General features: G+C 61.4%; 5 protein-coding genes. 3 read left to right on the top strand and 2 right to left on the bottom strand.

What is annotated here, in order from left to right:
• Positions 1 to 1,079, top strand: a 1,079-nt coding sequence (fucP, locus tag ADK28_RS01335; RefSeq protein ID WP_048794679.1) for an L-fucose:H+ symporter permease, incomplete at its 5' end; no start/stop codon positions are given.
• A gap of 1 nt (position 1,080) precedes the next feature.
• Here the strand turns inward: fucP and ADK28_RS01330 are convergent.
• Entirely contained in the window at positions 1,081 to 2,283 is a 1,203-nt protein-coding gene (locus ADK28_RS01330; protein ID WP_048794678.1) for an MFS transporter, read from the bottom strand.
• 108 nt (positions 2,284 to 2,391) lie between these two features.
• Here ADK28_RS01330 and ADK28_RS01325 point away from each other — a divergent pair, with 108 nt between their 5' ends.
• The gene (locus ADK28_RS01325; protein ID WP_048794677.1) at positions 2,392 to 3,303 is read left to right on the top strand and encodes a LysR family transcriptional regulator; all 912 of its coding nucleotides are present in this window, start codon (positions 2,392 to 2,394) and stop codon (positions 3,301 to 3,303) included.
• Here the strand turns inward: ADK28_RS01325 and ADK28_RS01320 are convergent.
• The gene (locus ADK28_RS01320; protein ID WP_033638787.1) at positions 3,300 to 4,394 is read right to left on the bottom strand and encodes a GGDEF domain-containing protein; all 1,095 of its coding nucleotides are present in this window, start codon (positions 4,392 to 4,394) and stop codon (positions 3,300 to 3,302) included. The genes ADK28_RS01325 and ADK28_RS01320 overlap by 4 nt on opposite strands.
• Positions 4,395 to 4,652: 258 nt before the next feature.
• On the opposite strand from ADK28_RS01320, the gene ADK28_RS01315 reads away from it, so the two are divergent.
• Positions 4,653 to 4,937 (top strand): DUF1435 domain-containing protein, encoded by a 285-nt coding sequence (locus ADK28_RS01315; protein WP_004933115.1) that lies wholly within the window; start codon positions 4,653 to 4,655, stop codon positions 4,935 to 4,937.
• The last annotated feature ends 122 nt before the right edge of the window (positions 4,938 to 5,059 follow it).

The raw sequence follows: 5,059 nt of genomic DNA, 5'->3' as shown, positions 1-5,059 counted from the left end.
CGTTGCACGTCACCAAGGCGCAGTCGGGGCTGCTGCAGGCGGCCTACTTCGGCGCCTACTTCCTGGTGGCGCTGCCCGCCGGGTACTTTATGGATCGCAAGGGCTATAAGGCGGGCATTCTGGTCGGGCTGTGCCTGTACGCGTTGGGGGCGCTGTTGTTCGTGCCGGCGGCGTCGGCCAACAGCTTCGGCGTATTCCTGTTCGCGCTGTTCGTCATCGCCAGCGGCCTGGGGTGCCTGGAAACGGCGGCCAACCCGTACGCCACGGTGCTGGGCGACGCGCAGGGCGCCGAACGGCGGCTCAACCTGGCGCAGTCGTTCAACGGCCTCGGGCAGTTTATCGGCCCGCTGATCGGCGGCACGCTGTTCTTCTCCGCCAGTCAGTCCGCCGGCGACGGCGATCAGAGCGCGGTGAAGATGACCTATGTGGCGATCGCCGCGCTGGTGCTGCTGATCGCGCTGTTGTTCAGCCGCACCCGGCTGCCGGCGATCCGCGAAGAGGAAAAGCCGGTGCACGGCGTGATAGCGCAGGGATTGTGGCAGCATCCGCATTTCGTCGGCGGGGTTATCACACAGTTCTTCTACGTGGCGGCGCAGGTGGGCGTCGGGGCGTTCTTCATCAACTACGCCACCGAGCACTGGCGCGAGGTGTCTAACCAGAGCGCCTCTTACCTGCTGTCGATCGCCATGATCTGCTTTATGGTCGGGCGCTTCTTCAGCACCTGGCTGATGGGGCGAGTCAAACCGGCGACGCTGCTGGCGGTCTATGCGCTGATCAACATCGCGCTGTGCGGCGTGGTGATGCTGAGCGTCGACGGCGTATCGGTGGTGGCGCTGATCGCGGTGTTCTTCTTTATCTCGATCATGTTCCCGACCATTTTCGCCCTGGGGGTGAAAAATCTGGGCAAGCACACCAAGCGCGCCAGCTCGTTCATGATCATGGCGATCGTCGGCGGCGCCATCATGCCGTACTTTATGGGGGCGCTGGCCGACCGTTACAGCACCGCGCTCTCTTATCTGCTGCCGCTGCTGTGCTTCGCGGTGGTGCTGGTTTACGGCCTGCGGCAGCGCCGCGGCTGATTCAACCCGGCGGCGAATCGGCCTTCGCCGCCGTTGTCAGCGCCTGCGGGCGGGTTCGCATCAGGAGCGCCAACGCCAGCAGCAGCACCATGCCGGACAGCACGCCGTTTATCGTCAGGCCTCCGGCGTCCACCACCAGCCCGCCCGCCAGCGAACCGCAGGAAATCGCCAGATTAAACAGCGCGATATACAGCGAAGAGGCGACCTCGACCGCGTTGGGCGCCGCCTTGAGCATCCACGCCATCAACGCAACGGAAACGCCGCCGTAGGCGATGCCCCACAGCAGGAGGAAGGCGCCGTCGCTCAGCGGCGCGTGGCCCAGCAGCGGCAGCAGCAGGACGGCGAGCGCCAGCCCGAGGGCGATCAGCGCCAGGGTGCGGCGCAGCCGTTTGGCGGCGGCCTGGCCGGCGATGAAATTCCCGAAGATGCCGGCGACGCCGTAGGCGAACAGCAGCGGCCCCACCCAGCGGCTCTCGATGCCGGCGACCGTCTGCAACAGCGGGCGGACAAAGGTGTAAGCCATAAAGTGGCCGGCGACCAGTAGAAACGTCAGCAGCAGCCCGGTCAGCAGCCGGCGATTCGCGCGCTGCGCGGTGAACGACCGCCAGCTTATCGCCTGCGTGACCGGCAGCGGCGGCAGCACGCACACCAGCAAGAGCAGGGTCAGCGCCGCCAGAACGGCGACTGCCAGAAACGCCATGCGCCAGCCCAGCGCTTCGCCGAGGAATACCCCGAGCGGCACGCCGAACACCGAGGCCGCCGCTACGCCGCCGAAGATGACGGACAGCGCCAATCCGACGGAGGCCGGCGGCACCAGACGTTCCGCCAACCCGCCGGCGATGGCCCAGATACCGCCGATGCAAAAACCCAGCAGGATGCGCGCGGCGAACAGCAGCGCCAGGGAGGTGGCGGCGGCGGCCAGCAGGTTGGCGGCGATCAGCAGCAGCAGAAAGCCCGCCAGCAGGCTGCGGCGATCCGTGCGCCGGGCGCCCAGCACCACCAGCGGGGCAAACAGCGCGGCGAACAGGGCCGGCAGGGAAATCAGCAGCCCGGCGCGGCCGATCGTCGCGTTCAGAGTATTGACGATCGGGGTCAGCAGCCCGACGGGCAGCATTTCTGCCGTGACGACGGTAAAGGTGGACAGGCCGATGGCGAAGGTCGCCAGCCAAGACTTTGCGCCGCCGCCGGCGTGTAAGGCACTCATAAGGATCCTCCCAACAGATGAAGAACCTCAGTGTATCCGCGCCAAAATGGCTGATAAACTGGCCTAAATGCGCAACATTGGGGACGAGTCGTGGCTAATTTACCGTCTATGCCGTTGGATAACCTGACCGACCTGCTGGTGTTCATCCGCGTCGCCGACGCCTGCAGCTTCACGCTGGCGGCCGAGAGACTGGGCATCTCCCGATCGGCGGCGGGCAAATGCGTGACCCGATTGGAGGCGCGATTGGCGACCCGGCTGCTGCAGCGCACCACGCGCAGCGTCAGCCTGACCGAAGACGGCGCGGTGTTTTACGAGTATGCGCAGCGCATCCTGTCGCAGGCCGAAGAGGCGGAAACGGCGCTCAATACGCGGCGGCAAACCCCGCGCGGGCGGCTGCGGCTGGATGTGCCGGTCTCGCTGGGGCGGTTGCACATTTTGCCGATTTTGCGGGAGTTTTTGACTCAGTGGCCGGAGGTGGACGCCGACGTCAGCTTTTCCGACGATTACAGCGATTTGGTGCGCGACGGCATCGACGTGGCGATCCGCGTCGGCGGCAGCGACGACAGCCGACTGGTGCGGCGGGTGCTCGCGCCGCATCGCCTGATCACCTGCGCGGCGCCGGATTATCTGGCGCGGCACGGCGCGCCTGCGAAACCGGAGGCGTTGGGCGATCACGAGACGCTGGTCTTCAGCCATCAGGGGCTGCCGGCGCCCTGGCGCTATCGGGTTAACGGTCAACTGCACGAACAGCCGGTGCGCGGCCGGATGCGTTTCAACAACGTCGAGGCCTTGCGGGATGCCGCCGTCGCCGGGGCCGGTCTGTGTCAGGTGGGGGCGTTTCTGGTCGGCGAGCAGATTGCGGCCGGCACGCTGGTGCCGGTGCTGGAACGCTATTGTCGCCCTGGGCCGCCGATCTGCGCCGTCTATCCCAGCCGGCGCCATCTCTCCCCCAAGGTGAAACTGTTCCTGGCGGCGATCGAACGGCGCTGGCAGGGCAAGGCGATTTGGGAAAGCGCCTAGTGTGTCAATTCCTGCGGTTGCAGCAGAGCGGGCTCGACGTTTTGCGCCAGCTGAATATTGTTGCGGCCGCTGTGCTTCGCCAGATAGAGCGCGGCGTCGGCCGCGCCGATCGCTGACTCGACGTCCAGCCTTTCCAATGCCGAGATGCCCGCGCTGAGCGTCAGCGTGCCGCTGTGCTGCGGGCTGGCGCCGTGCGGGATATTCAGTTCCGCCACGCGTTGACGCACCCGTTCGGCCAGCTGCGCCGCATAGCCTTCGTGCACGTTGGTCAACAGCACCAAAAACTCTTCCCCACCGTAGCGCACCACGATGTCGCGCGAACGCACCGCATCGCGGATGGCGATCGCCACCTGCACCAGCGCCCGGTCGCCCATGGCGTGGCCGTAGCTGTCGTTGTAGACCTTGAAGTGGTCGATATCCAGCAGCAGCACGTAGTGGCGGCCGGTTTGCGGTTCCAGCAGCATAGTGATCTTATTCTCCAGCCCTCGACGGTTATAAAGGCCGGTCAGGGGATCAAGCATGCTCAAATTATTGAATTTGTCCCGCTCGTTATACAGGTTGGCCACCAGCGCGTGGGTAAAGATTTCACTGCGTTTCAACATCAGGTGATGAATGGAGAAAGCGATAATAGGTAATAGCGTGGTGAATAATATCCGCAGGGTATTATGCATACCGTCTAAAGCCAGGATCATCATTGCGGAAGGTACGGCGTGTAAACAAAAGGCGGTAAAGTTATCCGTCAGAGAAATAGCGCTGATAAAAAAGATGCTAAACAAACTAATTAATAAAAAATCTTGGTTATTCGGTAGGCAATATTGACTTTTAACGTAAATATGTGCGGCCCAGAGCAGGCCGAGCACGCTGGCGAACAGATTGAGTTTGCACAAATATTTACGTGGCGTTTGCAGAGAAAATAGCGCTGCTACCAGACAAAATAGCGGTATACATAATAAAGGTAGGGTAAATGCGGGCGTATCCCTAAAAGGGAACAATAATGTAAATACGGAAGAGGCGGCATTCATTATCAGAAAAAGAAATAATGCCAGGCGCTGCTTGCTGTTCAGTAATTCCTGATAAGAACGGGCGTTCATACGGAGGTCACTCTTTGCAAAGTCGTTCTGTCGAATAATTAAGGTTGAGAAGCATTCCCTTGGCGCGAATATCCACTTGAATTGCATGGTTGAGGGTTGTGATTATTATCATGCAAACAGGACTAGGAATTTTCTTATGTCAAATTATCATTTTTTCCTGCTGGTGTCATCTGAGTTTGGTCAGCGCAGTGAAAATGATGCGGCGGCCAAAAAAGTGTTATATGATATTGGTTATCATTATCACTTAAGGAGGTTGTCATGCTCACTGCCATGATTGCCGCGTGCGGGCTGTGGGGCGTCAGTTGGTGCCTCGGGGATCGCCTGGCCAGTGCCTGGGGCGTTTTGCTGCCTTGTGCTTTGATGCCGCTGCTGGCCCTGATCAACCTGGATATGCTGCAGTTGCGCACCCTGATCGTGATAGCGATGTTGGCCACGCTGGTGATGCTGTTCAACAGCCGGCTGCGCCACTATCTGCTGTTGCCTTCCTGCATGGCGCTGGCGGGCGGCCTAGCGGCAGTCAGCCTCAACTTCAGCTTTGGGTGAAACGCCAGAAACGGCAAAACCACGCTTAAGCGTGTTTATCATCAATGCGTTGGGATTTTTTCGAAGGAACCGCCGGAGAGATCATCAATTGGTGCGAAGAGAGGGACTTGAACCCTCACGTC

The organism is Serratia sp. 506_PEND, from assembly GCF_001076875.1.
Lineage (GTDB): Bacteria > Pseudomonadota > Gammaproteobacteria > Enterobacterales > Enterobacteriaceae > Serratia > Serratia marcescens.
Note: the sequence above shows the minus strand (reverse complement) of the source record. Positions and strands in the feature narration are given on the sequence as shown.